Annotated in this window: 31 protein-coding genes; 6 read left to right on the forward strand and 25 right to left on the reverse strand. The window is 55.3% G+C overall.

Features of this window, described 5'->3' with window-relative positions:
- Positions 1-7 precede the first annotated feature (7 nt).
- The 16 genes from AC2VLR_RS04480 to AC2VLR_RS04555 form a co-directional block, all read right to left on the reverse strand.
- Positions 8-1,216: a glycosyltransferase family 4 protein gene (locus AC2VLR_RS04480; protein WP_486881034.1), complete on the reverse strand. Its 1,209-nt coding sequence runs from the start codon at positions 1,214-1,216 to the stop codon at positions 8-10.
- Positions 1,213-2,238: a glycosyltransferase gene (locus tag AC2VLR_RS04485; RefSeq protein ID WP_486881035.1), complete on the reverse strand. Its 1,026-nt coding sequence runs from the start codon at positions 2,236-2,238 to the stop codon at positions 1,213-1,215. Before AC2VLR_RS04485 ends, AC2VLR_RS04480 begins: the two co-directional genes overlap by 4 nt.
- Before the next feature lie 16 nt (positions 2,239-2,254).
- Positions 2,255-3,664, reverse strand: coding sequence for a glycosyltransferase (locus tag AC2VLR_RS04490; RefSeq protein ID WP_486881036.1), 1,410 nt, complete (start codon positions 3,662-3,664; stop codon positions 2,255-2,257).
- Entirely contained in the window at positions 3,661-4,236 is a 576-nt protein-coding gene (locus AC2VLR_RS04495) for an acyltransferase (protein WP_486881037.1), read from the reverse strand. The genes AC2VLR_RS04490 and AC2VLR_RS04495 overlap by 4 nt, the downstream gene beginning before the upstream one ends.
- Positions 4,237-4,249: 13 nt before the next feature.
- Positions 4,250-5,374 carry a DegT/DnrJ/EryC1/StrS family aminotransferase gene (locus AC2VLR_RS04500; RefSeq protein ID WP_486881038.1) on the reverse strand — a complete coding sequence of 375 codons (1,125 nt, stop codon included), beginning with the start codon at positions 5,372-5,374 and terminating at the stop codon, positions 4,250-4,252.
- A gap of 123 nt (positions 5,375-5,497) precedes the next feature.
- The gene (locus AC2VLR_RS04505) at positions 5,498-7,000 is read right to left on the reverse strand and encodes an O-antigen translocase (protein WP_486881039.1); all 1,503 of its coding nucleotides are present in this window, start codon (positions 6,998-7,000) and stop codon (positions 5,498-5,500) included.
- A 323-nt stretch (positions 7,001-7,323) separates the two neighbouring features.
- Positions 7,324-7,881 carry a Uma2 family endonuclease gene (locus AC2VLR_RS04510; RefSeq protein WP_486881040.1) on the reverse strand — a complete coding sequence of 186 codons (558 nt, stop codon included), beginning with the start codon at positions 7,879-7,881 and terminating at the stop codon, positions 7,324-7,326.
- Positions 7,882-7,926: 45 nt separating this feature from the next.
- Entirely contained in the window at positions 7,927-8,226 is a 300-nt protein-coding gene (locus AC2VLR_RS04515) for a nucleotidyltransferase family protein (protein WP_486881041.1), read from the reverse strand.
- Between the two features lie 4 nt (positions 8,227-8,230).
- Complete coding sequence (locus AC2VLR_RS04520) at positions 8,231-8,746, reverse strand: hypothetical protein (RefSeq protein ID WP_486881042.1); 516 nt, start codon at positions 8,744-8,746, stop codon at positions 8,231-8,233.
- Complete coding sequence (locus tag AC2VLR_RS04525; protein WP_486881043.1) at positions 8,743-9,036, reverse strand: nucleotidyltransferase family protein; 294 nt, start codon at positions 9,034-9,036, stop codon at positions 8,743-8,745. The genes AC2VLR_RS04520 and AC2VLR_RS04525 overlap by 4 nt, the downstream gene beginning before the upstream one ends.
- Positions 9,037-9,039: 3 nt before the next feature.
- Complete coding sequence (locus AC2VLR_RS04530) at positions 9,040-9,561, reverse strand: hypothetical protein (RefSeq protein ID WP_486881044.1); 522 nt, start codon at positions 9,559-9,561, stop codon at positions 9,040-9,042.
- Positions 9,558-9,860, reverse strand: a complete 303-nt coding sequence (locus tag AC2VLR_RS04535; RefSeq protein ID WP_486881045.1) for a nucleotidyltransferase domain-containing protein — start codon at positions 9,858-9,860, stop codon at positions 9,558-9,560. The genes AC2VLR_RS04530 and AC2VLR_RS04535 overlap by 4 nt, the downstream gene beginning before the upstream one ends.
- A 5-nt stretch (positions 9,861-9,865) precedes the next feature.
- Positions 9,866-10,354, reverse strand: a complete 489-nt coding sequence (locus tag AC2VLR_RS04540; protein WP_486881046.1) for a hypothetical protein — start codon at positions 10,352-10,354, stop codon at positions 9,866-9,868.
- On the reverse strand, positions 10,351-10,650 hold the full coding sequence (locus tag AC2VLR_RS04545; RefSeq protein ID WP_486881047.1) for a nucleotidyltransferase domain-containing protein: 300 nt from the start codon (positions 10,648-10,650) through the stop codon (positions 10,351-10,353). Before AC2VLR_RS04545 ends, AC2VLR_RS04540 begins: the two co-directional genes overlap by 4 nt.
- Before the next feature lie 5 nt (positions 10,651-10,655).
- The gene (locus AC2VLR_RS04550) at positions 10,656-10,811 is read right to left on the reverse strand and encodes a hypothetical protein (protein ID WP_486881048.1); all 156 of its coding nucleotides are present in this window, start codon (positions 10,809-10,811) and stop codon (positions 10,656-10,658) included.
- A 54-nt stretch (positions 10,812-10,865) separates the two neighbouring features.
- Positions 10,866-11,435 carry a Uma2 family endonuclease gene (locus tag AC2VLR_RS04555; protein ID WP_486881049.1) on the reverse strand — a complete coding sequence of 190 codons (570 nt, stop codon included), beginning with the start codon at positions 11,433-11,435 and terminating at the stop codon, positions 10,866-10,868.
- 199 nt (positions 11,436-11,634) lie between these two features.
- On the opposite strand from AC2VLR_RS04555, the gene thiS reads away from it, so the two are divergent.
- From thiS to AC2VLR_RS04580, 5 genes are read left to right on the forward strand one after another with little or no spacing between them, the layout of a single operon-like run.
- Positions 11,635-11,835 (forward strand): sulfur carrier protein ThiS, encoded by a 201-nt coding sequence (thiS, locus tag AC2VLR_RS04560; RefSeq protein WP_215843526.1) that lies wholly within the window; start codon positions 11,635-11,637, stop codon positions 11,833-11,835.
- Positions 11,836-11,877: 42 nt separating this feature from the next.
- Positions 11,878-12,660 carry a thiazole synthase gene (locus AC2VLR_RS04565; RefSeq protein ID WP_486881050.1) on the forward strand — a complete coding sequence of 261 codons (783 nt, stop codon included), beginning with the start codon at positions 11,878-11,880 and terminating at the stop codon, positions 12,658-12,660.
- A complete protein-coding gene (locus tag AC2VLR_RS04570; protein WP_486881051.1) occupies positions 12,653-13,231 on the forward strand; it encodes a hypothetical protein in 579 nt (192 codons plus the stop codon). Before AC2VLR_RS04565 ends, AC2VLR_RS04570 begins: the two co-directional genes overlap by 8 nt.
- A 6-nt stretch (positions 13,232-13,237) precedes the next feature.
- Complete coding sequence (mpl, locus tag AC2VLR_RS04575; RefSeq protein ID WP_486881052.1) at positions 13,238-14,635, forward strand: UDP-N-acetylmuramate:L-alanyl-gamma-D-glutamyl-meso-diaminopimelate ligase; 1,398 nt, start codon at positions 13,238-13,240, stop codon at positions 14,633-14,635.
- Positions 14,632-15,252: a flavin prenyltransferase UbiX gene (locus AC2VLR_RS04580; protein WP_486881053.1), complete on the forward strand. Its 621-nt coding sequence runs from the start codon at positions 14,632-14,634 to the stop codon at positions 15,250-15,252. The genes mpl and AC2VLR_RS04580 overlap by 4 nt, the downstream gene beginning before the upstream one ends.
- Here the strand turns inward: AC2VLR_RS04580 and AC2VLR_RS04585 are convergent.
- A complete protein-coding gene (locus tag AC2VLR_RS04585) occupies positions 15,230-16,036 on the reverse strand; it encodes an ABC transporter ATP-binding protein (RefSeq protein ID WP_215843374.1) in 807 nt (268 codons plus the stop codon). The genes AC2VLR_RS04580 and AC2VLR_RS04585 overlap by 23 nt on opposite strands.
- Positions 16,036-17,142 carry an ABC transporter permease gene (locus tag AC2VLR_RS04590; RefSeq protein WP_486881054.1) on the reverse strand — a complete coding sequence of 369 codons (1,107 nt, stop codon included), beginning with the start codon at positions 17,140-17,142 and terminating at the stop codon, positions 16,036-16,038. The genes AC2VLR_RS04585 and AC2VLR_RS04590 overlap by 1 nt, the downstream gene beginning before the upstream one ends.
- A 71-nt stretch (positions 17,143-17,213) precedes the next feature.
- Between AC2VLR_RS04590 and AC2VLR_RS04595 the strand changes: the two genes are divergently transcribed.
- Positions 17,214-17,720: an LEA/WHy family protein gene (locus AC2VLR_RS04595; RefSeq protein ID WP_486881055.1), complete on the forward strand. Its 507-nt coding sequence runs from the start codon at positions 17,214-17,216 to the stop codon at positions 17,718-17,720.
- Here AC2VLR_RS04595 and AC2VLR_RS04600 read toward each other — a convergent pair.
- Genes AC2VLR_RS04600 through AC2VLR_RS04630 form a run of 7 tightly spaced genes read right to left on the reverse strand, consistent with a single transcriptional unit; the run spans position 17,659 to position 24,398 of the window.
- The gene (locus AC2VLR_RS04600; RefSeq protein ID WP_486881056.1) at positions 17,659-18,441 is read right to left on the reverse strand and encodes an endonuclease/exonuclease/phosphatase family protein; all 783 of its coding nucleotides are present in this window, start codon (positions 18,439-18,441) and stop codon (positions 17,659-17,661) included. The genes AC2VLR_RS04595 and AC2VLR_RS04600 overlap by 62 nt on opposite strands.
- Positions 18,434-18,799: a hypothetical protein gene (locus tag AC2VLR_RS04605; RefSeq protein WP_486881057.1), complete on the reverse strand. Its 366-nt coding sequence runs from the start codon at positions 18,797-18,799 to the stop codon at positions 18,434-18,436. Before AC2VLR_RS04605 ends, AC2VLR_RS04600 begins: the two co-directional genes overlap by 8 nt.
- The gene (locus AC2VLR_RS04610) at positions 18,796-19,566 is read right to left on the reverse strand and encodes a HesA/MoeB/ThiF family protein (protein ID WP_486881058.1); all 771 of its coding nucleotides are present in this window, start codon (positions 19,564-19,566) and stop codon (positions 18,796-18,798) included. Before AC2VLR_RS04610 ends, AC2VLR_RS04605 begins: the two co-directional genes overlap by 4 nt.
- The gene (locus tag AC2VLR_RS04615; protein ID WP_486881059.1) at positions 19,547-19,990 is read right to left on the reverse strand and encodes a hypothetical protein; all 444 of its coding nucleotides are present in this window, start codon (positions 19,988-19,990) and stop codon (positions 19,547-19,549) included. Before AC2VLR_RS04615 ends, AC2VLR_RS04610 begins: the two co-directional genes overlap by 20 nt.
- Before the next feature lie 25 nt (positions 19,991-20,015).
- Complete coding sequence (locus AC2VLR_RS04620; RefSeq protein WP_486881060.1) at positions 20,016-21,188, reverse strand: lipocalin-like domain-containing protein; 1,173 nt, start codon at positions 21,186-21,188, stop codon at positions 20,016-20,018.
- Complete coding sequence (locus AC2VLR_RS04625; protein WP_486881061.1) at positions 21,181-23,688, reverse strand: ABC transporter permease; 2,508 nt, start codon at positions 23,686-23,688, stop codon at positions 21,181-21,183. The genes AC2VLR_RS04620 and AC2VLR_RS04625 overlap by 8 nt, the downstream gene beginning before the upstream one ends.
- The gene (locus tag AC2VLR_RS04630) at positions 23,685-24,398 is read right to left on the reverse strand and encodes an ABC transporter ATP-binding protein (protein ID WP_486881062.1); all 714 of its coding nucleotides are present in this window, start codon (positions 24,396-24,398) and stop codon (positions 23,685-23,687) included. The genes AC2VLR_RS04625 and AC2VLR_RS04630 overlap by 4 nt, the downstream gene beginning before the upstream one ends.
- Positions 24,399-24,498 lie beyond the last annotated feature (100 nt).

Raw genomic sequence — 24,498 nt, forward strand, 5'->3', positions numbered from 1 at the left:
CACAATGTTATTTATCACATTTGTATGCCTCAATTACTTTTTGATAGAGTGATTCATAGGTTTTTGTCCAGTGTAAAATATCAATAAATGGTAGACTAGATTTTAGCGCTTGGGCCGCCATTCTTGCACGTAGGCTTTCGTCGCACATGGTCTTGATAGCAGATTCAAGTTCATCTGGAACACTAGGTTCGAAAAGTAAACCATTTTCACCGTCCTGGATCATTTCTGGTATGCCTCCACGGCGGGATGCAATTACTGGTTTCCCGAACGCGAGGGCTTCAAAGATTACACCAGGCAAGTTGTCATTCCAAAGTGATGGCACAATCACCACGTCAACTTGTGGATAAAATTCTTGAGGAGTAACCTGGCCCATGAAGTGGATTCCAGTATCGTGTGTTTTTGAGCGTAGTTCATCTTCATATTGAAGTTTCCCAGATCCACCAATCCATAGTTCACTATTATCTAAATCGGCTTTACAGAATGCATCGATCAGTAGCGAAACACCCTTTGTCGGGTGTAATCTTCCTATATAGCCAAAACGTAGGCCATTATGTGGCGTTTGAAGATAATCAATGCCTAAGGATTGAGGTGAGCGTACATTATGAATAACTGTTTTGATTGGTACTTCATTAAAATATCCTAATGAAACGTGTTGTTTAAGTATATAGTTACTAACTCCCACAACTGCCTGTAAATGCTGACTTAGCTTGCGGTGCGGTAACCGAAAAGCATGACAGTGCAGGCACTGGCCAACGCAGTTATGGCCTTTATTATACATGGATGAATTTACACAAATTGATTCATAACCGTGTAAAATTTGAACCGATGGTATCCCTAAATGCGATAACATTTTCCAGCTTGCGGAAGACCAACCCTGAAGAGCATGTATGGAAGCTATATCAGGTTTTTCATAATGAACGACTTTACGCAAAAATGATTGCATTAATGGATTATAGATATCTATAGTATGCCAGATGAGCCTTAAAGGTGCGGAAGGTCGTTTTTTGTGAAAGGGCCAGTAAATGTTTTTTATTCCCGCCAGCCAAATCGTTATACCGTCCTTTTCAGTTTTTTTTAGACCGGGCTCATCACTTGTCGCGAGTAGTACACACTCATGGCCACAATCTCTTAATGCACGCATTTGTTCCCATAGGATAAATTCACCACCACCACCTATTCTTGGATCGGATAAGTTATTAAGAAATAATATTTTCATAGCGGATAACTCTTATTTTCTCCTAATCTATTTGATAATCCATCATTAATCGCGCCCTTCAACAATATAAATCTATCTTTTTTATAGAGTACAATAGAAAAAATGTATAGAATAATTATGTATGTGTATAAATTTATAAAAAACATAATGTTGTTTTTTTTGTATTTTGAAGAGAAAAAATAAGCTGTATTTCTCATTGTATAATACGCACGGAAATCCCCATTACCCTTTAATAGTCCAACAAAGCTATTGCTAAAGCTTTTTTTTATGTTCCAAGATGATTCTAAATCTTCTATGATTGCATCTGGCACGAGTAAAATCTGGCCGCCATTTTCGATGATGCGATGGGTAAACTCAATGTCATCTGCGTATAGAATGAAATCAATGTTAGGAAGGCCAGTTAATTCAACCATATCACGATGAAAAAATAGCCCGCTATATGGTGCCATATCGAGGGGTATAGTTGACGGTAGCTTGCCATTAAGTCGTGGCCTTCCCCAGGGCGTTCTACGCCATATTTTATATGGTATATCGAATATATGGAACCACTGAAAACTATTTGGGCGTGGGTTTATACGCTTTATTGGGACACCCATAGCTACATCTACTTGGTGCTCTGGGCGAAAAGCCAATGTTGCCAATTTATTCCGTGGAGTATATTTAATAGCTTGAGTAAAAACATCTAATAATTTTTTTAAGGTGCCTTTCTGGGGCATGTTGTCATCATCTAGTAACCAGATATAATCAGCACCAAGACTAATTGCATATTCTATTCCAGTCGAAAAACCGATAGCAGATCCGGTATTTTCACCCATATTTATAATATGCAAAAATTCTCCATAAGTTTTCTTGAGTGAATTTATTTCCCATTCTGAACCGTTGTCAATAATTATGATTTTTCCTGCTGGCTCTTGCGAGACTGATTTTATCAATTTTTCTATGAATTTTTTCCTATCTCCATATGTGACGGTTACGATAGTAATGTCTTTTGTGTTTATTTCTGTTTTGTTTTTTTCCTTCATTGGGATGTTCATCGTATTACTTGAAATTTCTTATAAGAGCTTGTGGTGCTGCGAACAATCTATCTTTTGTTCGCATGTAATAGCGAAAAATATGGTAATGCATAAAGTTATCCTCCAAACCTAGGCGTATGCTTTGCTTACGAAGATATTGCCAGTTTTGAGCGCAAAGGTTACGTACACTAACTTGCTGCTGTGTTTGAGAAGCGTGGATGCGAAATTTTGCTATAGGGTCTCTAAGATAAGCTAAGTCTCCTTTAGAGAGTAGGTGCGTTGCGAGGCAGAGATCACCTACGCCGACACATAGGTGCCCAAATAAGGTCATCACATTCGGCTCTTCTATGGACATGGCATCAGACCGTCGGAACATCATACAGGTTGGTTCACCCAGGAAATTATGGGCCCTACTAAGTATTTTTTCCATGACTTTTGTGCCAGATATTTTACTATCTGTTCTAGTAAGTTTGGGACCAATGATTGTTGATCTGATTTTTTTTCCTTTCTCATCAATTGCCAACCTGCGACCAGCCGCCAATCGAACACCAGGATGTAAACGCCATATGGCTAGTAAGCGCTCAATGGCATCTGGTTCGAGCAGGTCGTCATCGTACAAGGGCTTGATGAACTCACCGTGAGCCAAACGTATTCCCTGTGTTAGATTATCGGGTTCACCTAGTGCTGGTGTGTTCCGTTTGTAGGTTATTCGTGAATCGCGGGGCTGATACAACCTTACAATTTTTTCTACGGCATCGGTTGAACAATCATCCAGAATAAGAATCTCAGTATTTGTGTACGTTTGGGATAATGCACTGTCGAGACAGTCAGCGAGGAAGTCAGCACGATACGCCGGCACGATAATCGAGACCAGCGGATATTCACCCACAGAATCTATTCGCTTGGTAAACTCCATGATCAACGTCGATTCAATCCGGGTTTCCAATCCTGCAAGGTGTGGGTCAGCACTCTCATTGAGCATAGTCCGCTGCGGTTGTTCCAAGCCGGCCCATTTTGCCAGACGAGACAGTTCTTCCTCATCAACGACCCACGCATGGCCCCACTCGCGCAACGAAACATTGAGGTATTCAGCGCGAGTCTGGATCCATTGGTACCCGTATTTTTCGAGCCAGGGCTGGCGCCAGTTGTTTGTTACGTAGTGTGAAATGAGGTCTTCCAGATCCGAGGTCGCAATGCGAATTCTCCCGCCCGGTTTGAGCACTCTTCGGCATTCACGAAGAAACCGTAAAATATCTCTCTGGCTGAGATGCTCAATGAAATGTTCACTATAGATACCGTCGACCGTAGCATCTGCGTAGGGAAGTCCTTGGGTCACGTCGCACTGTATGTCTCCTCCCGGTTCCAGATCGATATTGATGAAACCGGGGAGTTTGACCTTGCCACAACCGACGTTGAGGTATAAGGGTGAAGTCATTCTAAATCCTTTTGACCACTGAGGAAGCGTGCCTCCAGTTCAAGAAGGGCGCGACTACGCTCCTTAATCCGTTTTGCGGGGTGGCCGGCATAGATACCGAATTCTTTGCAGTCGCGGGTTACCAACGACAGGGCGCCTACCGCCACACCGTCTGCAATGGTGACGCCGGGGAGAATGACGCTGCCGCTACCTACAATGACATGGCGACCCAGTCTGACTGGCGCATGGGTGACATCGGTGAATTCTGCTGGCACGGTGGGATTCGTCAAACTGGCTCCAGAGTAATCGTCGTTACTACTATAGATGGAAACGCGCGAAGACAAGTTCGCGAAGTCCGCAATGATGATCTCGCCTCGACCAATCAGAGAACTGAACACTGCGATATGCACATGGTGGCCGATGCGAATTCCACCCGTGCCTGCTGAAAGGACGCAGAAATCGTCGATGCGGACATGGTTGCCAAGAGCAATTCGATGCGCACCATAAAACCGGGCTTGTTCTGATATTTGCACGTCCTTGCCCACCTCAGCGAATCCAATAGCCTCTAGCTGGGAGCGAGTCAGCATGGTCATTCACTCTCCGTCATCATTCCGCAATAACATGGACAATTTCTTGTACAGTCTGGTGATCGAGCGCGGGGAATATGGGGAGACACAGGACTCGCTCAGCCACTTGTTTGGCTATGGGTAGATTATCGGGACGTGCGGAAGGTAATCCCCGGTACATCGGAAAGTCAGAGATCAGAGGATAGAAATAACGGCGTGCGTAGTAGCCATGCTTCTTGAGTTTTTCATAAAGAGCGTCGCGGGAGAGTGGATACTCGGGTTCCACAAGCACAGGGAAATAGGAGTAATTACGTACCGTTTCACCACTGTCTGATAAACAACGAATACCCGGAACTTGTGACAGCAGGTTGCGGTAAAGCGCGTCTATAGCAGCTCGGCGCGCAATGGCCTCGCCGATATAATTAAGTTGCAGTAGGCCGAGGGCCGCATTGAACTCGCTCATCTTGCCATTGATACCCGGCGCGACAACAGTCGTTTCATCCACGAAGCCGAAGTTCTTCAGATGATCAATGCGTTGTTTGGTTTTCGCATCTGGGCAGACAATGGCACCCCCTTCAAAGGTTGAAAAAGTCTTGGTAGCGTGGAAGGACAGCACGGACAGGTCACCATGCCGCAAAATGCTACCCCCTGAATCCTGCACGCCAAAAGCATGCGCTGCGTCATAGATTATCTTCAGATTATAGTTATCGGCTATTTGTTGGATAGCATCAACGTCGCAAGGATGACCATAAACATGAACCGGCAGGATTGCCGTTGTCTGTGGGGTGATAGCGGCTTCAATTTTTGCGGGGTCGAGATTGAGCGTCTGAGGGTCAATATCGACGAAAACAGGTCGGATACCGTTCCAAAGCAATGAGTGCGATGTAGCAACGAAAGAGTACGGTGTTGTGATTACTTCCCCCGTGATACGAAGCGCCTGCAGGGCCGTGACAAGAGCGATGGTCCCATTGGTGAACGGGGCCACATGTTCGACACCAAGGTGATCACAGAGCGCTTGTTCGAACTGAACGTGGAAGGGTCCACCATTGGTCAGGATCTTGTTATCCCATATCTGCTGGAGAAAGGGGAGAAATTCCTCCAGCGGGGGAAGAAAGGGTTGCGTAACAAAAACGGTTGTTGATGCTTGGCTTGAGTTTTTTTTCATAATTTTAATTTACCAATTCCTTGCAGAAATCAATGATACTATTTATGTTATTATAATTCTTATGTACAATGAATAAAAAATCGCATTTTTCGTTGGTCTTTTTTAAGGCGACGTTGTTGGAAGCTACCGAATCCATGTGCTTATCTTTTCTCCCAGGCGAACGAGTACTGAAAGCCTGCCGGTTGGGTCAGTGGTGGAGGCTATTCGAATTAAAGCCAAAATTCCTAATATTACAGCAAACGTCAAGCCTGCCGCAGATGCTCCAATTTCTGACCAGTTGGCAATATAGGCCACTAAGAGTGTTGTACAAAAAACCAGTACAACATGCAACTTCACTGGACGAGACCAGCGAAATCCAATACGACGCACACCCATCCACCAAACCAGAGGAAGATAGACTATATAGGTCATAAAAAAAGCCATACCGGTTGCTTTCACGCCGAACAAAGACAATCCTAGTGCTACGCACAGGATGTACACACTATTGCCGATGAATTCAGTAAGGATGAAGGTTTTTCCTGCTCCGCTGGCTACCAGAATCATTCCCAATGGCCAGCTCATGACCTTTAAAATGTCACCCATTATTTGCCATCGCAGAATTTCACTTGCCGGAGTAAAGGCGCTAGAGTAAAAGATATTAATAATTAATGGAGCTAGTCCCATTACAGCTACTAGGATAGGGCCTGCCAATAGTAGTGACACTTCGGTTTGATCGTTCACCAGGCGATTAGCAGTTTCCTTGTTATGAATGACTGCAGTGAGTCTAGGAAAGTAGTCCGTACCCATTGCCCCTAGCACGAAACCCATATAGGTGACTGATAAGGTCCAGGTTGCGGTGAAGTAGCCTAGATTTTCAGCACCTAGTTCTTTTTGTACCAGAGTACGTACTGCGAGTTGTCCACCAATGGTAAACAAGCCAGAAAGCATGAATGTGCTTCCCAGCTTGAGCAGTGTGGTTACTTGCTGTTTGAGATCAGCGAGTGACGGACGCGGTAAATCATATTTTGGTAGTCGTGCCACAAAGACATAACCAAAAATGAAGCTGGCGGTGGGTGGACCGAGTAGTAGCACGAGGACTGCTTTTTCGCCCCAGATGAGCAGCGCCGGTACAATAGCTAGGGTTGAGATTATGGCGGAAAGGATGCTGACACGTGCGAGATCAACTATCCGGCGCAGGCCAGTTAGCATAGCACCCTGCGATCCTGTGGCAACTGAGAGCGCAACGCCTACGGAAAGCCAACCAACCAGCTTTGCCTTGTCTGTGTTGCCGAATATTAGACGAGCCAGTGGTTCCCGGAAGATCCAAAAAAGCAGGGCACCAACCAGAGCTAGGCCCACGGTAGCCCAGATAAGGGCACGTTGAGTTGTTGCAATCGATGATTGCTCTTCATGACTTGCTGTCTCAGCGATTTGTCGAGTGCCTGCGATGCCAACGCCCATGCCAGCGACAGTCGAAGCAACGCTCATCAGCTGCTGCAGCAGTCCCACAAGCCCCACGCCTGCAGGGCCCAGCATCACTGCGGCAACTTTCATGCGTATTAGGCCGACAATGATGTTGATCACCGATGCCCCCCCCATGATTGATGTCGAGCGAAGGATTTGGCGGTGTGAGGAAGGCTGGTTCAAAGTTTTAACTCAGTCTGAGGGTTTTCGCGATTTCGAATGTAACCAACCCGGGTATTCACCGATGGGATTTTGGCGAGGCTAGATGGAGGCCGGGGGGGAGCTTGTAATTGGCCGTCAATAATCTCCCCCACCATGTTTTCAGGCAGGTCGAAAAGATCTTCGTAGTGCGCAAGACGCTCGGCGGCAGTCATGGGGTTAGCGTAGGAGGCTCAGAGGGATGTTGTCAATCTTGTTTTTCACAGGGGGATTCCTGTTGCGTGGGCGATGCGCACAATGTGACTCGGGTCATCTGGCTGTTTGCTCGGGGCTCAGGCGCATGACCTTCAATCCACCCACAACCCGGCGAGGTCGAGGGTAACAGCAGCAAAGGGATCGATGGCAGCCTGATCACCACCCGCCCATGTGCCCAGCAGCAGCCAGTGTCCATTCTGATTGATATAAGCCTCCAGGGTGCGGATGTCGGGATCAATCAGCCAGCAGTGGGCGACTCCCGCGGTAGCGTAGCGCGGCAACTTGAGGACTCGATCAGTGCGGGCGGTGGCGGGGGAGAGCACTTCACAGACCCAGTCAGGGGCCATCTCGAACCAGGCGGTGCTGGGGAGGGCGGGCATACGTTCCCGGCGCCATCCGGCCAGGTCGGGAACAAAAATATCGGCGCCCAGGTGTAGTTCGGGTTCATCCAGAATCCACCAGCCGCCGGGGCCGCCTCTACCGCGACCAAAAGGCTGCCCGAGATCGGCACCCAGGCACGATGACGCCTGTGCATGGGCCGGCGCGGGCCGAGGGTGGGTATACAATTGGCCGTCAATAATCTCCCCCACCACATTTTCAGGCAGGTCGAAAAGATCTTCATAGCGCGCAAGGCGTTCGGCGGCAGTCATGGCGCTAGCGTAGGAGGCACAGAGGGATGCTGTCAATCTTGTATTTCACAGGGGTATTCCTGTTTCGTGGGCGATGCGCACAATGGGGCGCGGGTCATCTGGCTGTTCGATGATCAAATCGATCTTTCGCTCGCCGAGGCGGGATTCGAGCAGGCCAAGCATGCTTATTTTGCAACGCAATGCGGCGCCGGCTGACAGCGTGCGAGTCTGAACGAGCAGGTCGATATCCCCGCCCCGCTTGCTGTCATTCACCCGCGATCCAAAAAGCCAGACGCGGGCCTCGGGGCCGAAGCTTTCTGCGGCGGCCTGGCGGATGGTGGCGACTTGCTCGGGGCTGAGGCGCATGGGGTTACTCGGTATCCGGCATGGTTTCGGCGGATGCTGCTGTGCGGTCCATGCCGGAGAGCAATCCATATTTTTGGCACACGCCTTCAAACTTCTCGACGATAGCAATCAGGGCATCCATGTTGTCGTGCAGCGCGTTGAGGTACCTGACTGCTGCTTGTGCGTCCAGATCATAGTCGTGGGTCAGTTGATTCCTCAGCGAGTGCAGCTCTAGCAAGACTTCCGGGCTGGTAATGATGCCCTCGTGTGCCATCCAGGTGATGACGTCGAAAAAGGTCCGGTACCGCTCACCCAGCATGGTGTGGGCGTGGCGCAGGGCGCCGGCAAGCTGATCTTGCAACTTGGCGAAGCGGTCGTTGAGTGCGGCTAGTCGCTCGGCGGCTTCCGGGTCGTCGAGGTCGGTCGCGGTAATCTGCCAGCGTAGCCGTCCGGCGGTAAAGCGCAAACCGTCCCGCAAGCGTCGCAGCACCGTAAGCTGGCGCCCCAGAAGGGCCTGTTGTTCTTGATAGAGCGTGGTCATGCCAGGCGCACCCCCGTCATTCGGGCGATGTTGGCAATCGGCCCCGCTTGGTGGCCCGGCGTTTGGACCACGAGATCGGTAGGCAAGCGCAGTGCGTATTCTATGCGTGCCTGGGTACGTAGCAGGGCCTGTACCGGAAGGTCCTGGTCATTTTCGACGAAAAGGTCGACATCGCCGCCAAGCTTGTCATCATGCACCCGCGAACCGAAAAGCCAGACGCGGGCCTCGGGGCCGAAGCTTTCCTGGGCGGCCTGGCAGATGATGGCGACTTGCTCGGGGCTCAGGCGCATGGGTTATTCCTTGCCCGATAAGATCATGAGCTCAGGTTTCCAGCCGGGAATGCGCGTGGCGCGGTATTGGAGTTCGGTATAGGTGGCTTGCAGTACCGGGATGAACTGGTGGGCTCGCTCTAGACTGGCCAGCATGACTTCAGGACCCGGTAGGTATTCATGTACCAATTGGTTACGGAGGGCGCGCATCTCCACCCAGTCTTGGGCTTGCTCGATGATGCCCAGTGCTTCGGCACGATTGAGGTTATCAATGACGCTGCCAGTGGGTTCGAGGACAGCCTGGAGATACGTCGGTAAAGCCTTACCCATGAGGGTATCCTGCATCCGTCCGAACTTGGCGCCAAAGGATTCCAGCCGGTCGATACCCTCAGGGGTGGTGAGAATGCTGTCGAGCCAGGCATTGTCGAGTCGGCTATGATCGTCGAAAAGGCGGCGGGTAACCCCTTGCAGCAGCGTGTCCTCCCGCTCCAGGGTGACCAGGATCAGAGCCAGGCGTTGGAGAGCGTCGCTGGGTATGCGAATCATGAAAGAGGGACCCCTGTGCGGCGGGCGACCTGGTGGATAGATTGGGGCGTGCTGTCTGCGGCCCGGATGACAACATCTATGCGTTGTTCTCCCAAACGGCGCTGCAGCAAGCTCCAGAACCTCAATTGTTGATCAAGGGCATCTGCGCTGGGTTGGGGGCTCTCTATATAGAGGTCGATATCCCCGCCCCGTTTACTGTCATCCACCCGCGAACCGAAAAGCCAGACGCGGGCCTCGGGGCCGAAGCTTTCTGCGGCGGCCTGGCGGATGATGGCGACTTGCTCGGGGCTGAGGCGCATGGGGTTCAAGACCAGGAGATGAGGCCGCGCTTGGCCAGGTCATTCAACAGGGCGTGGGCGGCGTCCGTAAGGATGTGAAGATGCGTGTGAGCCGTCTGTAGAGCGTTCGCGAGCACTGAGGGGTCTTCGATATAGTCGTGGATCATCTGGTTGCGGAGCTGCCTGAGAGTGAGCCAGAGATCGGCGGATTCAATAAGGCCCAGTCTTTCTGCCCGGTCCAGATTGTCGGTCATGGTGGCGGGCTCTTCGCCTACGGCGCTGCGCCATGCCGGGAGGAGTTTATCACCCAGCGTATCCTGCAGGCGCCCGAAGCGGCTGACAAAAGCATCCACCATTTCCGCTAACTCGGGGTTGTCTTCAAGACGGCGTGCATCTTCCACCGTGAAGCCGGAGGCAAAAAGCCGTTGATCTGTGCTTCGCAAATGCAGGGTTTCGCGATCGATCACCCGTGCCAGAAATTGGAGGCGCTCCTGCAACTTGCGGGGGATGCTCATAAAAGCAGACCTTCGCTCTTGGCAATATCGTGGATGGGCAGGTGGCGAAGATTGGGTGCAAGGAGCAGAACATCGACCTTGCGTCCGTGCATCTTTCGCTGCAAGCGAGCGGATAGGCTGGCGGCGAGAAAGGCGGGAGCATCGATAGGGCTGCCTGATTCCACCATAATATCCACGTCGCCGCCCCGCTTGCTGTCATCCACCCGCGAACCGAAAAGCCAGACGCGGGCCTCGGGGCCGAAGCTTTCCCCGGCGGCCTGGCGGATGATGGCGACTTGCTCGGGGCTGAGGCGCATGATCTTCAGTCCACCCACAGTCCGGCGAGGTCGAGGCTGCCAGCATGGCCAGGCGTCGGCCGGAGATGGGCATGCAATTGACCCTCAATAATCTCCCCCACCATATTTTCAGGCAGGTCGAAAAGATCTTCATAGCGCGCAAGGCGTTCGGCTGCAGTCATTGGGCTAGCGTAGGAGGGCGGATTGAATGCTGTCAAGCGGGGTGGGGCTGTTCATTACGCACGCTCGGCATCGTAATAAATGTCGTCCAGGAATAGGTCCATATCCAGGCATTGCAGGTGGATGCTGCCTTCGCCGTAGCTTTTATGTTGCCAGCCATCCGTTGTGCGGCGATACAGGTCGAGCTGACGATGGTCCTGGGCAATCAACAGGTATTCTTGCAGGCTTGGCAGACCACCGGTGTAGGCATAGAGCTTCTCACGCCGGTCGATGCGCTCGGTATTTTCCGACAGGACCTCGATAATCAGGCAGGGACGGGTGCTGAAATAGGTTTCCCGATCTTCGGGGTCACAACTGAGCAACAAATCAGGATAATAGTAGCTCTCTTCACCGGCTTGCTGGATACGTACTTTCATGTCATTGCTGAAGAGCTGACAATCGTGCTTCCTGGCCTCGGGACCCAGCAAGAGGGTAAGGGCGGTGACTATCAGCGCATGGCGGCGACTGGCACCAGCCATGGCATAGACATTGCCGGCAATATATTCATGTCGAAGCTCGCCGTCTCGCTCCCCAGCAAGATAGTCATTGACGTTCAATCGGGGAGATGCTGTACCCAAAGGGGTCATGGAAACCTCCATATCACGCAAGACATTCTTCATTATTCATGATGTTAGCCTGGGAGTACAGGATGAAGCTGTCAATACATAGGCTGTGGATGGTTTGCACACTTTGAATCAAGGTCTGTTGAAAGTCGCAAATGGGTATTCGTGCGCGTAATGGCCTGCGGGATTGACGCCCCTGCGGGGAGGTTCTAGCATCGCAGGGATGCAAATACAGGTAAATGGTGCGGCCCGCGAGGTGCCGGAGCAAATCACAGTGCTGGCCCTGCTGGCCGAGCTGGGCTGGGCTGACCGTCGGGTAGCGGTCGAGCGCAATGGCGAAATCGTCCCGCGCAGTACTCATGCCCAGGCCGTCATCGAAGCGGGTGATCGCCTGGAGATCATTCAGGCGGTGGGCGGTGGTTGAAGCTGGGTGCCCAGTAACCCATTTTGAGGTGAGATAATTACGATGCAAAAAGATCCCTTGGTGATCGCGGGGCGGGCGTACCAGTCCAGATTGTTGGTAGGTACCGGCAAGTACAAGGATTTTGCCGAAACCCGGGCGGCAGTGGATGCGGCGGGCGCGGAAATCATTACCGTGGCCCTGCGCCGGGTGAATCTGGGTCAGGACAAGGACGCCCCCAATCTGCTCGATGTCCTGCCCCCGGATCGCTTTACCATTCTGCCCAATACGGCGGGTTGTTATACGGCGGAGGACGCAGTGCGTACCTGTCGTCTGGCCCGCGAGCTGGGCGACTGGAAGCTGGTCAAGCTGGAAGTCATCGGTGATCCCCAGACCCTTTACCCCGACATGCGGCAAACCTACGAGGCAGCCAAGGTGTTGATTGCCGAGGGTTTTGAGGTGATGGTGTATAGTGTCGATGATCCGGTGGCCTGCAAGACCTTTGCGGAAATGGGTTGTGTGGCGGTCATGCCCTTGGCGGCACCCATCGGTTCGGGGCTGGGTATTCGCAATCCCTACAATTTGCGCATCATTCTGGAGCAGGCGACGGTGCCGATTCTGGTGGATGCCGGGGTGGGTACGGCCTCTGATGTGGCGGTAGCCATGGAACTGGGTTGTGATGGTGTGCTCCTGAATACCGCCATCGCCGCTGCCAAGGACCCTCTGTTGATGGCCGAAGCCATGCGTCTGGGAGTGGATGCCGGGCGCAAGGCCTTTCTGGCCGGGCGGATGCCGCGCAAGCTTTATGCCAGTGCCAGCAGCCCGGTGGATGGAACTTTCTTTGAGTAGCCACGACGCGCTGGAAATAGCCCGGAGTGCCGCTCTCGATCAACGCTATCTGGAGCAGGTCGAAACCTTGGTCATGGGTTCTCCCCCGGGGAGCCCCATCCCGGATTACGCCGAAGATTGGGACGAGGCGGAACGCCTGATTGCCCGGCTCGGTGATCAGGGGGTCGGGGTGCGCCTCGAATTCATGTCTGATGAAAATGGTCAGCGCTGGCATGTGTATATGGACTGGCAGGAAACCATCAGTCACGAGTGGCAGTTGACCGAGGTGGAAGAAGCGACGGCGGCCCAGGCCATTACACGGGGTGCCCTGGTCTGGTATTTCCAGCAGGAACTGGCCGCTGCCAGCGCCCAGCCCCCCGATGGTTGGGCTTACTTCGAGGTAGTGGAGCGTTTGGGTATGGCCCGGGACATGCTCGCCCGATCCCTCGACGATCATCCGGTGCTGGCCGAAGAAGAGGCGCTCATGAGCCGCTATCAGGAGTTGTTGGAGAAGTTTACGGCCATGTTTGAGCTGGCCAACCAGATGCTTGACCAGCGTTTGGGCGCGCCCTCCCGCAGTACCATGCATTAACTACCCATGCATATTCATGTCCTCGGAATCTGCGGGACTTTTATGGGGGGCATCGCCCTGCTGGCCCGGGCGGCCGGGCATCGGGTAACTGGTTCGGATACCCACACCTATCCCCCCATGAGTGATCTGCTGGCCCGTGAGGGGATTGTGGTGCATGAGGGGTATGACCCTGAGCAGCTGCAGCCTGCGCCGGACTTGGTCATTATCGGCAATGCCCTGTCCCGGGGAAATCCCTGCGTGGAAGCGGTGCTGGATCGGCAAATCCCTTATGATTCCGGCCCCGGCTGGCTGGCTCGGGAGATTCTGGCCAGCCGTTGGGTGCTGGCGGTGGCAGGTACCCATGGCAAAACCACCACGACCTCCATCCTGACCTGGATTTTGCAGGAGGCGGGGCTTAATCCGGGTTTTCTGATTGGCGGCGAAGCCCGCAATTTCGGGGTGTCGGCGCGCCTCACCGATAGTCCTTTTTTTGTGATCGAAGCTGATGAGTACGATACGGCTTTTTTCGATAAGCGCTCCAAATTTGTGCATTATCATCCCCGCACCCTGATCCTGAATAATCTGGAATATGATCATGCCGATATATTTCCGGATCTGGCGGCCATCATCACCCAGTTCCATCATTTGGTCCGTACTATGCCCGGAACTGGCATGCTGCTGGTCAATGCCGCAGCCCCCGCCTTGCAGCAGGTGCTGGACAAGGGCTGCTGGACGCCGGTACAGCGCTTTGCCGGAGCAGAGAGGGGTACCACAGGCGCTGCGGACTGGCAGGTGCGCCTGGATAGTCCTGATGGTCGGCGTTTCAGCGTCCTGGAGCAGGGTCAGCTACGCGGCCGGGTGCAATGGGAGATGGCCGGGGTTTTCAATGCCGAAAATGCTCTGGCGGCCTTGTTGGCCGCCCGCCATGCCGGGGTGCCTTTGGACGTGGGTTGTGATGCCTTGAGCCGTTTTCAGGGCGTGCGCCGGCGTCTGGAGCTACGTGGTACGGTGGCCGGGGTGGCTGTATATGATGATTTCGCCCATCATCCGACCGCCATTGCCGCCACCATAGCCGCCCTGCGCGGGCGTATGGGTGATGCTGGTCGTCTGATTGCTGTCTTGGAGCCGCGTTCCAACACCATGAAGCTGGGGGTGCATCAGCAGACCCTGGGCGCCAGTCTGGAAGAGGCGGATCAGGCTTTGGTGTTTGCCCCTGGGGATATCGGCTGGGACGTGGCTACAGCCTTGGCGGGGAAGGCGGCGGTATATGCGGATATGGACGCGCTACTGCAAGATCTGGTGCAGAGCCTGCGGGCGGGTGATCAGGTACTGGTGATGAGCAACGGGGCTTTTGCGGGTATCCATGGCCGCCTGTTGGCGGAACTGACTCGCCGTGACGTAGAGAAGAAGGGAGATTCCGTATGAATGAACAGCGCGCGCAGGACAGGATTTGTGTAGCCATGACCGGGGCTTCGGGAGCCGCTTATGGTATTCGTCTGGTGGAGGTATTGCTGACCGCCGGGGTGCAGGTGTATCTGCTGATTTCCGACGCGGCCCGGGTGGTCTGCCGAGAGGAGTTGGGGCTGGACCTGCCCGAAAAGCCCGAGGCGGTGGCTCAGTTTCTTCATGCCCATTTTGGCCTGGAAGAGCCCGGTCTGCTGTCGGTGTATGCCCCCCATGACTGGTATGCGCCAGTGGCTTCAGGCTCCAATGCGCCTCGGGCCATGGTGATTTGTCCCTGTTCCGGGGGTACTCTCGCGGCCATCGCCCATGGCTTGTCCGACAACCTCACCGAGCGGGCCGCCGATGTCATGCTCAAGGAAGGCCGCAAGCTGGTGCTGGTGCCCAGGGAAAGCCCGGTGTCCACCATTCATCTGGAAAACATGCTCAGTCTCGCCCGCGTGGGGGTGCGCATACTGCCCGCCAGTCCGGGTTTTTATCACCGTCCCCAGCGTATTGAAGATCTGGTGGATTTTATGGTGGCGCGGGTGCTGGATCAGATCGGTGTCGCCAATCAGATCAGCCGGCGCTGGGGGGAGTAGGCAGTTCACCGGTAGCGCGCAGGCTGTTCAGTAGCCTTTCGCCGCGTTCGCCATGAAAAAATGCGCGGATATAGGGATGATCGACGGCTTGAACCTCACGCAGTGGCCCCACAGTCAGCACCTGATGATCGGCGAGCACCGCCACCCGACTGGCGGTGGCGGCCAGGCTGTCGAGATCATGACTGACCATGACCACAGTAAAGCCAATATCGGCATGGACTTGCCGGAGCAGGGCGTCAAAATCCGAGGCGGCAATGGGGTCGAGTCCGGAAGTGGGTTCATCCAGAAAGAGGATTTCCGCTTCCATGGCCAAGGCCCGGGCCAGCGCTACCCGTTTGATCATGCCTCCCGAGAGTTCTGCCGGAAGTTTCCAGGCATCGTTTGGTTTAAGCCCTACCATCTGTAACTTGAGGGTGACCAGATCATTGATTTCGGTGCGGGTCAGATGTCCCCACTCGCGCAGGGGAAAGGCGATATTCTCGAAAACCGTCAAGGCGCTGAACAGGGCGCCTTGCTGAAAGAGTACCCCCCAGCGCTGACGCAGGGCGGTTTGTGCGCGCAGGGTAAGGGTCTGGGGGTTTTCGCCGAGTATGGTCAACTGCCCTTCAGCAATGGGAACCAAGCCCATCATGGCCCGTAACAGGGTGGTTTTGCCGGTGCCACTACCGCCGACAATGGCAAGAATCTCCCCACAGTGTACCTTGAGATTCAGATGGCGGTGTATCCAGTAATCCCCGAAGCGGGTACCGATATTGTCCATGATGATGGCGTCGGGGCGTTCCATCAGCTGATTCCTGTGTTGGCGAATACCAGGGCGAGAATGGCATCGATGAGGATCACCAGAGTGATGGAAAACACTACGGAATTGGTGGTTTCCCGGCTCAGGCTGGTGGTGTTGGGTCGAACTTTGAGGCCGTGAAAACCGGCAATCCAGGCAATCAGAATGCCGAAGATGGCACCTTTGATAATGCCCAGCCACAAGTTGAAGCTGGGCACGGCGACGGGCATTTCCTGGATGAAAAAATGATAACTGATGCCCAGGTTGGCTTTGGCCACCAGCATGGCCCCAAGAATGCCGACCATGTCCGTCCAAAGCACCAGCAGGGGGACAACGATGGCGAGGGCGATGACCTTGGGCAGCACCAGACGGCGAATGGGGGGGATGCCAAAGGTGCGTAGGGCATCCAGTTCTTCGGTGACGCGCATGGCACCAATCTGGGCGGTAAAGGCCGAACCCGACCGCCCGGATAGAATCACCGCCGTGATCAAGGGGCCAAACTCCCGCAAAATACTCAGCCCGGCAATGTTGACGATGTAAATGTTGGCGCCATATTGAGCCAGGGTAGATGCCGACTGAAAGGAAATCACAATACCGATCAGAAAACCGATGAGGGTCAGGATGGGTAGTGAACTGGGACCGGTATTGACAATGGTGGCGGAAATCTCCCGCCAGGGAAAACTGCGGGGATGCCGCAGACCACGTCCGAATTCCAGGAGCAGGGCGCCCATCAGCAGAAAAATGCCCCAGAGATCACGGCCGGTTTCCACCAGAAACGCGCCCAGGGCATCCAGAAACTGAAAAGGACGGCGCGGGGGGTGGGTCAGGGGTTGCAGATCGGCCAGTCTGGAAAACACCGCCCGATGGGTATCATTCAGTTCCAGTTGGTCGGGCAGGCGATTACCCCAAACCTGCCAGAGCAGCAGAGCCCCGGCACTATCCATCGCATCCACCGCGCGCAAGTCCCAGACAAAATTGCCCTGTATCTGGCGCAGCATCTCTTGCTGGCGGGCAAAGTTCCCGCCCAGCCTGCGCAGGGTCCAGCGGCCGCTCAGGGTGATGGTCTGATCCTCAAGCTGCCAGTGAGGTTGTTGGAGGTTTTGCTCTGTCATGCGCGATTTCGGGCTTTTATGAGATATTCCTTGGGTTATACTCGGTCACGGACATTTTCTGGAGTGGACTGATGCGTATTGTGGCACGAAGTAATCCCTTGTCCCAAAGGTTTTGGCATTGGCCCCTGCTGACGCTCATGGTTCTACCGTTGACCGCCTGTAGTGCTTTTCCGGCCCACTCTCCACAGGTGCAGCTGGAGAGTATTCATCCGCAAACGGTGGGCTTGGTTTCCCAGACTTTTGATCTGGACCTCAAAATCAGTAATCCCAACAGTTCGGCGTTGAGCGCCAAGGCGGGTGAGGCGCGGCTCTATGTGCAAAACCGCCAGGTAGCTTATGGTCTGCTGAGCAAGCCGGTGCATATTCCGGCCTATGGCAGCAGCATCGTTTCTGTCCCGGTCACCGGTAATCTCCTGCCCCTGCTGGGGGATCTGGGCAGTGTGGATAGTCAGCAAGGCTTGCCCTATGCGGTCAAGGGCTATCTGGTGACGGGGATGTTCAACAGTCGCATTCCCTTTAATGTGACGGGTGCTCTGCATTTACCCCTGAATTCGAGCTCCAGCGCAGTCGCGCCTTGAGGGCGAGATGGTCGGAGAGAGGGGTGCCGATACTTTCGATTTCGGTGAATTCCAGGTCCGGGCTGCAAAAAATATGGTCGAAGGAAAAACGCGGGGACCAGCTTGGAAAGGTGGGGGGATTCCAGGGTGGTGCGCGCAAACCGCTTTCAGCCAGCAGCAGGCGGATTTCCGGGGAGCGCGCCGTGCAGTTCAGGTCGCCCATGAGAATAAGCGATCTACGATGGCGCAGGCGTTGGGCCAGATCGCGGATTTGACTGAATCGGGCATGCCGGCTTAATCCCAAGTGGGTGATGACGACAGTCAGGCTTCGGCCATTGATTTCTAGGCGGGTTTCCAGCATGCCCCGGCCTTTCATGAAGCTCGGCAAAGCATGAGGTTCGCTGTGGGCAATGGGCCAGCGCGACAGCACGCTATTGCTATGCTGGGCCAGTTCGCCAAAGTCCCGGGTACGTTGCTGAGCCCAGTAGGGAAACTGGGCGCGTTCGGCCAGAAAACCGGCCTGATTCACATACTGGCTGCGAAAGGAACCCGCATCCACTTCATTCAGGCCGGCGATGTCGGCTTCACGGAGAATTTCAGCAATGCGTTCCAGATTGCGCAGGCTCTGGCCGTGGGGCATGACATATTTCCAGCCATGCAGGAGCATGTGCCGGGCACGGTGCGAGCCAATACCTACCTGAATATTGAAGGACATCACGGAAAAATCGTCGCGCTCAGTCATTGTCCAGCACGATCAGGTTTTCCTGCCAGCCCTGTCCGTCATCCCGGGTATAGGCGCGCAGGACAATCACCCCGCGTATGTCGGTAGCCAGCCGCAGCTGATAGGGCGGGTCGAAGGGAGGCTGAGACGTTTCCGGCAGGGACGGGGTAGGATCCTGGGGGGCTGCTGCGTAGCAGGCAAACAGACTCTCGCCCCGGCTGGCCAGCATTTCCAGGGCGCTGACTTGTTGATCGCCCTGCGCCGGATACACCGAGCAGGGGCGTCCGTGCAGAGATCCCACCAGGCCTTCGCCCTGACCCGATTGCAGATCACTGAGCAGGGCATTGGCGAGGGTGCGGGGGAGACGGAGAGTATTCATGCGCAGACTCCGCAGGCCGGGTCGCGGCGCAATTGCACCTGTCGCCACTGCCAGTGCCGGGCATCGAGGAGGAGCAATTGTCCGTTCAGGGGTGAATCATGACCACTGAGCAGGCGAATCGCCTCAACGGCCTGCATGCTGCCGAGAATGCCGAGTAAGGGGCCGAGGACGCCATTGCGGGAACAGCTGTCTTCCGTGATGTCGGTGCTCTGTTCCGGATAGAGACAGGCGTAACAGGCCGTATCAGCCAGGCGAAAATCAAAAACGCTGATTTGTCCTTCCCAGCGAATGGCAGCGGCGCTGACCAGCGGTTTGCGCGCCCCCCGACAGGCGCGGTTGATGAGATGGCGACTCTGGAAATTATCGGTGCAATCCAGCACCAGATCATGGGTCTCCAGAGCGATTCCCAGGGATTCGGCCTGGGCATGCTCGGTCCAGGCACTCACCCGAATCTGGGGATTCAGAGCCAGCAGCTGTTCCCGGGCGACCGTGGCTTTGTGGCGTCCGACATCAGCGTCGCGGTAGAGAATCTGGCGCTGCAAGTTGCTGGATTCGATCTGGTCCCCATCACAAACCGTCAAATGTCCCACCCCCGCTGCGGCCAGATACTGGGCAGCGGGGCATCCCAGCCCGCCCATGCCGACAATGAGCACCCGGCTGTGCAGCAGTTGTTCCTGGCCGGTCAGGTCAATCTCGGGCAGCAGAATCTGGCGGGAGTAGCGCAGCAGGCTGGCGTCATCCAGTGCCTCAGTCATTATTGAAGTCATAGTCGATATCATTGTCTTCCACGGCCATCCCCGGCACTGCCTGATAAGTTCCCTGCTGGCGATCCAGACGTACATGATAGCGTTCGCGGATGGCGTCCAGCATCCAGAGAATCTCGCTGGGATGCCCGGCATGGGTGCCATGCAAGAGATGGCGCAGATAGAGGGCGTCGGCATCTACCTTGATCAGTAACGGCAGAGGTAAGTCGAGAGGCAGAACATGCTGGTGCACGACCCACTCGATGGGAGTTGGCGGATGACCCGGGGGAATGCGGCTGTCTATCCGGAAATGCCCGCCGCCACCCGGTTGCTCCAGCAACTCCTTGAAATACTGATCCGGAAACCCGCGATGGACGATGAGCGTGCGCCCGCGAAAGCGGTTGATGAACTGCTCCTGCAGGAGGATATGCGGTATGGAGTTAGGCATGTATCAATTGTAGCAACGCAAGGCATTATCGGCCACCGTTGGTCTCTCCCAAGGCCAGACGACCACCATAACCGGTCATTTCCAGATAGCCCTTACCCAGCGTTTTACCCTGATGGACGGCGCGGACAGCACCTTCCCAGTAAAGGGTGCCGCTGCTGTGGCTGGCATTGAATTCCTGATTATCCATCAACGGCGTGACGGTAAAGTCCTGTTTCCCTACCTGAATGCGCCAACGCACCGGATAGCGGATGCCAGTTTGCGGAGAGTGCCACCATCCGGTGGCCTGCATGTGAATTTGATCGCCATGAAAATACTGCACCTGACCATTGCCCAGACGTTGGGTGGCTGACAGCCAGAGCGGGCTGCCGTCAGCTCGACGCATCATGAACAGCATTAGTGCGCCACCATGGTCGAGATTGAGCCCCAGCCAGTCCCAGCCAACCGCCGAGGGCGGCAGGTAGGCCGCAGACCATTCATGATCCAGCCAAGCTTCGCCTTTGACGGCTTGGGTTTTGCCCTGAATGCGGAGCTGCCCGCTGACTTGCAGGTGCGGGATGCTGTAATAATAACTGGCATTATGGGGATTGGGACCTTTCTGACTGATGCCCAGGGGGCCTTCCAGCAGGGGCGGCTGCGTCTGCTGGAACTGCAGTGCATAGCCCATGTTTTTTCCCTGGATTTCGGCGTGGTAGCCATCCGGGGTCTGACGCAGAAACCAGTGACGAATCCAGACCTGGGTATGGTCGCGGTCAGCTCCGGCCAGCCCCAGTCCGGCCCTGGCAATGCGCTGCGCTGTCAGTAAATGGCCGATGCGTGGATCGCTGATGGCAGCTTCGGCAAATATCAGCTGGCGCGGGTTGAAAGCGCTGGGATTCGCCCAGACCTTGTTGGGCCGCACCCGGAAAAAAGTCAACTGAAAGCCGAGAGGATGGCCTGTACGGTTCTTGAGCCAACCGGTGATATACCACCATTCGATAGGAAAATGCGGGTGACTGCCATAGGCATTGGGAAATTGCAGGGGATGCTGCGGCGTTACTTGCACCCGGGGCGTGGGCTGCAAGGGCAGCACGGCAGGCGGAAGCTCGTTAGCCTGGGCTGCAAAGGGGCTTAGCAGCAGGAGCGGTAGCAGCAGGAATATAAACCCTGTGCAGCAGGCCATGCTTGGCCGTGAGCGTGTCCAGAAATGCGCCTTAGTCATCGCGTATCACCGCTGAGCTGTGACGCAGGGCACGTCTTCCCGCCAGCATCATGGTGCCGGTACTGGCTATCCATAAGACAAGGCTCATTAGCCCCAACATGGGCCAGGGCGGCTGAAAACCCATGTGCCAGTGAAAGGATTCGGGATTGACCACCATAATCAGGATGACACTGATGGCGAGGCCCAGACTGCCGCCGATGACAATGCCGGACAGGGAGAGAATACTGCCTTCGGCAAAAAGAATGGCCAGCAGATCGCGCTGACGTAGTCCCAGATGCCGAAGCATGGCAAATTCATTGCGCCGCATCAGCGTTTGTGCGCCAAAGCCACTGCTCACGCCCAAGAGGCCGATGATCATGGCGACTGCTTCCAGGGCGTAGGTGGCGGCAAAGCTCTGGTTGAATATTTGCAAGCTGTGTTGGCGGATTTCCCGGGGGGTGGCAATCAGAAATTGTCGGGCATCAGGGATTTGCTGATGCAATTGTGCCAGTGCTGCAGCAACCGGTATGTGGGGCCGCAGCCACAGGGCCACGCCATTGACGCCATCGTCATGGGACCATTGGCGATATTGCTGGATGGGCATGGAAATCGATCCTTCCTGATAGGCATAGTCCCGGTAAATGCCGGCTATACTGACGCTGCGTTGTTGCCCACCCAGGGGAATCTGCACCTGCTGCCCCGGCTGCCAGTGACTGATGCCCGCCAGAATATCCGATATCCATATAGGCGGCGCCGTCAGGGTGGTCAGAGGCACCGCACGAATAATCTGAATCTCCCGTCCGGGATTGTGCAGATTCATGCCCCGGGCCAGCAAGGTAACCGGCGGATGCCCGGGGAGAAGATTGAGCGCCACCCGGCGCAGGGGAGAGCAATGGCTGACATCAGCCAGCTGACAGAGAGATGCCGCGCTGCCCGCCGGGAGCAGGGTGTCCTTGTTCATGCCAGCCTGCACATATACATCGGCACGCAGAATATCGCTGAGCCAGTTGGCCACCGAATCCCGAAAGGATCCCACCATGATGGCCATGGCCACCACCAGGCTGAAGGCCACCACCACTGCTGCCAGACTTTGCGCTGCCCGTCCCGGAGCACCGCGTAACTGTTGCAGGGACAGTCGCCAGAGAGTGCCCCCGGGAAGCGGAATGAGATGGATGATCAGGCGGAGCAGGGGGGTCAACAGAAATAGCAGGGCGAAAAGCAGGCTGGCAATGGCGCCATAGGCCAGGTAAGGAATGCCGTGGATGGAGGGTGCCAGAGAACCCATGAGTGCCAGTAACAAGAGCAGGAAGCCGATGCTGGGATGCTGACGATGCAGATGTCCTTGTTCTTCGGCACCGGCACGCAGCGCCTGCGCGGGCATGGCCTGACTGGTTTCCCAAGCGGGCAGGAGCGCACCAATCAAGGCAGCCGCGAGCCCCGCCGCAAAAAACAGCAGCATCAGCAGGGGATGCCACTGCAACTGCAGGGCCGCTCCGCTGAAATAACCGGCTCCCAGATCGCCACCCAGATGCGTCAGAGCCAGTCCGGCGGTGACCACCCCCAGGGGCAAGCCCAACAGGGCGCCCGGCACCCCCAGGGTCAGACCCTGTAACAGGACCGCAAAAATGATTTCCCGTCGCCGTAAACCCAAAACCCGCAGCAGGGCGAGTTGCTGGCGTTGCCTTACCACGCCCATGGCCAGGGTCGCATATACCAGAAAGGCGCCGGTAAACAGAGCGACCAGAGATAGTACCAGCAGATTGACGCGATAGGCCCGGGACGCATCGGCAGCAACCCGCCCCTGTTGGACCGGGCTTTCCAACACCGCGCCGGGAGGCAGCAGGGGCTGCCATTTTTGTTCAAAGGCGGCATTGCTGATGCCTGGCTGAAGGCGCAAGTCGATCTGATTAATCTGATTACCCCGTCCCCATAACCACTGCACGGCCGCAATATCCATGACCCCTATGGCTCCGATGCTGTGTATGTCCGGCAGCTCAGCGATGATATGAAGACGGCGCGGGTGGCCCGCTGCATTGACTGTCATATAGTCACCCACCTTCAAGCCCAAGGCCTGCATGGCGGATGGGCTCAGCGCAATGTTCCGGGGGTCCAGTAGTGCCAGGGGACTATGGAGATTGAGAGGGATCAGGGGTTGCCCCATCCGCGCTGCCTGAAAGGCATCTATGCCCAGAATGTGTAATGGCGCTTTATGGGCCGGCTGCACCATGGGTGCCTCCAGACGGATTTCCGGCGCGGCCACTTCCACTCCGGGCGCTATGCTCAAACGAGTGTACCAGGACTCCGCAAAGCCTGGTCCGGGAGCGCTGAGGGTCAGGTCTGCCTGCCCCGCCAGATGCCGAAGACCGGCTGAAAAATCACTGACCGCCTGGACATTGATGAGGGCAATGGCCAGACCCAGGGCTACTCCCAAAGCAATACCCAACATGGCGAGCATGGTTGCACCGGGACGTTGGCGCAGCGGGCGCCAGACGGCTGCCTGCCAGGGAATACGGGTGATCACTGCGGATGGAATCCCTGGGCATCAAAGCGCAATAGACGTTGCGCACGTTCGGCGGCGGCCGGGGAGTGAGTGACCAGCAGGACAGCCGGACCTTCGGCTTCCAGGGCAGTGTACAGTAAATTCATGACCGACTCGGCCGATTCGGCGTCAAGGCTGCCCGTCGGTTCATCGGCCAGAATCAGGGCGGGGCGGTGCACAATTGCCCGGGCCACGGCAACCCTCTGCATTTCGCCACCGGAGAGTTCCCGGGGCCAGGCCTGCAGTCGTCCGGCAATACCCAGCTGTTCGCCAAGCTGGCGGACGCGCCGGGAGAGATCTTTGCGTGGCAAGCCATTCAGACGCCAGGGCAGGGCGATATTTTCAGCCACATTGAGTTGCGGTATCAGGTGAAAAGCCTGAAATACGAAACCCATCTGGCGGCGGCGCAGCAAGGTACGATCATCGTCATTCAGCGCGTTCAGGTCCTGATCCCGAAAATGCATCTGCCCGGCATCGGATTTTTCGAGTCCGGCGATAATGTGCAGCAAGGTACTTTTACCTACCCCGCTTTCCCCCATGATAGCCACAAAATCTCCTGGGTTCACGGCAAGGCTGGCATCACGAAACAACCATCTGTCCGGGGTTCCGGGGAGGCGTTTGGCTAAATCCTGCAAAACCAGAAGGGCTGTCACTGGAATGTTCTCCATGATGGGACGTGAATAGATTAGCATATTGCGATACCTTATTGTCAGACGCTCAAAGCTCAGGAAAATTCGTTGCGTTGCTGAGGGTCGATCTGGCGGTTGCTCAGGCTTTGACCTGTGCCCGAAC

It is taken from the genome of Acidithiobacillus sp. TH-A117 (assembly GCF_057473465.1).

What these genes read in the sequence shown, in the direction of transcription:
- AC2VLR_RS04485 (WP_486881035.1), bottom strand. Translation starts at nt 2,238, where the DNA reads ATGAAGGAAAAAAACAAAACAGAAATAAACACAAAAGACATTACTATC.
- AC2VLR_RS04620 (WP_486881060.1), bottom strand. Translation starts at nt 21,188, where the DNA reads ATGACTAAGGCGCATTTCTGGACACGCTCACGGCCAAGCATGGCCTGC.
- AC2VLR_RS04480 (WP_486881034.1), bottom strand. Translation starts at nt 1,216, where the DNA reads ATGAAAATATTATTTCTTAATAACTTATCCGATCCAAGAATAGGTGGT.
- AC2VLR_RS04580 (WP_486881053.1), top strand. Translation starts at nt 14,632, where the DNA reads ATGAATGAACAGCGCGCGCAGGACAGGATTTGTGTAGCCATGACCGGG.
- AC2VLR_RS04610 (WP_486881058.1), bottom strand. Translation starts at nt 19,566, where the DNA reads ATGACTTCAATAATGACTGAGGCACTGGATGACGCCAGCCTGCTGCGC.
- AC2VLR_RS04520 (WP_486881042.1), bottom strand. Translation starts at nt 8,746, where the DNA reads ATGACCACGCTCTATCAAGAACAACAGGCCCTTCTGGGGCGCCAGCTT.
- AC2VLR_RS04550 (WP_486881048.1), bottom strand. Translation starts at nt 10,811, where the DNA reads ATGACTGCAGCCGAACGCCTTGCGCGCTATGAAGATCTTTTCGACCTG.
- mpl (WP_486881052.1), top strand. Translation starts at nt 13,238, where the DNA reads ATGCATATTCATGTCCTCGGAATCTGCGGGACTTTTATGGGGGGCATC.
- AC2VLR_RS04510 (WP_486881040.1), bottom strand. Translation starts at nt 7,881, where the DNA reads ATGACTGCCGCCGAACGCCTTGCGCGCTATGAAGATCTTTTCGACCTG.
- AC2VLR_RS04495 (WP_486881037.1), bottom strand. Translation starts at nt 4,236, where the DNA reads ATGACCATGCTGACTCGCTCCCAGCTAGAGGCTATTGGATTCGCTGAG.
- AC2VLR_RS04595 (WP_486881055.1), top strand. Translation starts at nt 17,214, where the DNA reads ATGCGTATTGTGGCACGAAGTAATCCCTTGTCCCAAAGGTTTTGGCAT.
- AC2VLR_RS04545 (WP_486881047.1), bottom strand. Translation starts at nt 10,650, where the DNA reads ATGCGCCTCAGCCCCGAGCAAGTCGCCATCATCCGCCAGGCCGCCGGG.
- AC2VLR_RS04600 (WP_486881056.1), bottom strand. Translation starts at nt 18,441, where the DNA reads ATGACTGAGCGCGACGATTTTTCCGTGATGTCCTTCAATATTCAGGTA.
- AC2VLR_RS04500 (WP_486881038.1), bottom strand. Translation starts at nt 5,374, where the DNA reads ATGAAAAAAAACTCAAGCCAAGCATCAACAACCGTTTTTGTTACGCAA.
- AC2VLR_RS04525 (WP_486881043.1), bottom strand. Translation starts at nt 9,036, where the DNA reads ATGCGCCTGAGCCCCGAGCAAGTCGCCATCATCTGCCAGGCCGCCCAG.
- AC2VLR_RS04565 (WP_486881050.1), top strand. Translation starts at nt 11,878, where the DNA reads ATGCAAAAAGATCCCTTGGTGATCGCGGGGCGGGCGTACCAGTCCAGA.
- AC2VLR_RS04515 (WP_486881041.1), bottom strand. Translation starts at nt 8,226, where the DNA reads ATGCGCCTCAGCCCCGAGCAAGTCGCCACCATCCGCCAGGCCGCCGCA.
- AC2VLR_RS04630 (WP_486881062.1), bottom strand. Translation starts at nt 24,398, where the DNA reads ATGCTAATCTATTCACGTCCCATCATGGAGAACATTCCAGTGACAGCC.
- thiS (WP_215843526.1), top strand. Translation starts at nt 11,635, where the DNA reads ATGCAAATACAGGTAAATGGTGCGGCCCGCGAGGTGCCGGAGCAAATC.
- AC2VLR_RS04615 (WP_486881059.1), bottom strand. Translation starts at nt 19,990, where the DNA reads ATGCCTAACTCCATACCGCATATCCTCCTGCAGGAGCAGTTCATCAAC.
- AC2VLR_RS04605 (WP_486881057.1), bottom strand. Translation starts at nt 18,799, where the DNA reads ATGAATACTCTCCGTCTCCCCCGCACCCTCGCCAATGCCCTGCTCAGT.
- AC2VLR_RS04490 (WP_486881036.1), bottom strand. Translation starts at nt 3,664, where the DNA reads ATGACTTCACCCTTATACCTCAACGTCGGTTGTGGCAAGGTCAAACTC.
- AC2VLR_RS04535 (WP_486881045.1), bottom strand. Translation starts at nt 9,860, where the DNA reads ATGCGCCTCAGCCCCGAGCAAGTCGCCATCATCCGCCAGGCCGCCGCA.
- AC2VLR_RS04590 (WP_486881054.1), bottom strand. Translation starts at nt 17,142, where the DNA reads ATGACAGAGCAAAACCTCCAACAACCTCACTGGCAGCTTGAGGATCAG.
- AC2VLR_RS04585 (WP_215843374.1), bottom strand. Translation starts at nt 16,036, where the DNA reads ATGGAACGCCCCGACGCCATCATCATGGACAATATCGGTACCCGCTTC.
- AC2VLR_RS04540 (WP_486881046.1), bottom strand. Translation starts at nt 10,354, where the DNA reads ATGAGCATCCCCCGCAAGTTGCAGGAGCGCCTCCAATTTCTGGCACGG.
- AC2VLR_RS04530 (WP_486881044.1), bottom strand. Translation starts at nt 9,561, where the DNA reads ATGATTCGCATACCCAGCGACGCTCTCCAACGCCTGGCTCTGATCCTG.
- AC2VLR_RS04555 (WP_486881049.1), bottom strand. Translation starts at nt 11,435, where the DNA reads ATGACCCCTTTGGGTACAGCATCTCCCCGATTGAACGTCAATGACTAT.